The sequence below is a fragment of the Synechococcus sp. WH 5701 genome, assembly GCF_000153045.1.
In the GTDB taxonomy this organism is placed as follows: Bacteria; Cyanobacteriota; Cyanobacteriia; order PCC-6307; family Cyanobiaceae; genus Regnicoccus_A; species Regnicoccus_A antarcticus.
On sequence record NZ_AANO01000114.1, the window covers coordinates 1 to 1,205 of the forward strand.

The 1,205-nt window shown below is 57.5% G+C and carries 2 protein-coding genes; one reads left to right on the plus strand and one right to left on the minus strand.

Going from position 1 to position 1,205, the window contains the following annotated elements:
• Window positions 1-591 (minus strand): Holliday junction branch migration protein RuvA (gene ruvA / locus WH5701_RS00680; protein ID WP_006169904.1); only part of this gene is annotated, 591 nt, incomplete at its 3' end.
• Between ruvA and WH5701_RS18720 the strand changes: the two genes are divergently transcribed.
• Complete coding sequence (locus WH5701_RS18720) at window positions 563-1,087, plus strand: hypothetical protein (protein ID WP_006169905.1); 525 nt, start codon at window positions 563-565, stop codon at window positions 1,085-1,087. The genes ruvA and WH5701_RS18720 overlap by 29 nt on opposite strands.
• Window positions 1,088-1,205 lie beyond the last annotated feature (118 nt).

The window sequence follows — 1,205 nt, forward strand, 5'->3', positions numbered from 1 at the left end:
ATCGGTGCCGGAGGGCGGCACACCACTGGCCCCATCGGCAATGGCGCGTATGGCTCGGCGAATTTCGAGTTCGTCGTAGCCCAGGCTGATCAGCGTGGCTTCCACGTCCTCTCCCGCTTCGGGGATTTGTTCTGAGGCCAGTCCCTCCACGAGGGATGGTTGGGGATCGAGCCCGCCAAATGCCGCGATCGGGGTGCGCAGGTCGACGGCGAGGCGCTCGGCTGTGCGTTTACCGATGCCTTGGGCTTGGCAAAGCCGTTTGAGGTCTCCACCGCTAATCGCTGCGACCAATTCCTGAGGCTTGCATTCATGCAGAAGCGCTAAACCGGCTTGGGGCCCAACGCCATTGACGCCAATCAGCAGGCGAAACAGGTCCCGTTCTTGGCGACAGGGGAAGCCAAATAAGCTGCTTCCATCCTCCCGTTGCACTTGGTGGATCCAAAGGGTGAGTTCACTGTCAGGCTGGAGTTGTTTTTGATGGCGTGAGGTGAGTTGCACCTCGTAGCCCACTCCCGCACACACCAGCAGCACTCCGCTGCGATTTCCCTGGGTCCAGCACTCCATGTGCCGTCCTTGCAGCCAGCCGATCATGGAGAAACGAATCAACCGCGTCATGTTGCCGCAGCTGTCTCTGTCTGTCCCGTCCCAATCCCATCCTGGCAGCGCTCTTTGGCGCTACGTCGTCCATGGGTTGTGCGTGCTCTTGCTGCTTTTGTCGTTGACGGCTTGTGGCGGATCTCAGCCCCCCAGGGCTTTGTTGAATGAGGCGCTCTCCCTGCAGATTCAACTCACCCAAACGGCCATTTCAAAATCCTTGAATCTTCCACCCATTTCGTTGACCCCCAACGTCAGCCGTGTGCGCGTCGAGGAACAAGAAGCCCTCAATCTTGGGGAGGAGCGTGGCCTTCGGGTGTCAGGCCGGTTTGATTGGCAGCTGCCCGGCGATCGCGTGCAGGTCGATAGTCCTTTTGAGGTTTATCTACAGCGGGGTGAGCGTGGCGAGAGCTGGCGGCTGGCGCGGCCAAATGGTCCAGACCAGGATCAACAGTCTTGGTTGCTGTATCCGCTGGGTCAGAGCAAGGCTTAGCGCCCATCGTTTGAATGTTGCCTGTTTGCCTCCATTGCTTGATCGAATGAACTGATCAACCATTTTTATTTTATTGATGTTCTTTTAGTAGATTTGACTCGTCCTTGGTCTTAAGTTT

Coding starts and splice junctions, on each gene's coding strand:
- WH5701_RS18720 (WP_006169905.1), top strand. CDS start 563: ATGTGCCGTCCTTGCAGCCAGCCGATCATGGAGAAACGAATCAACCGC.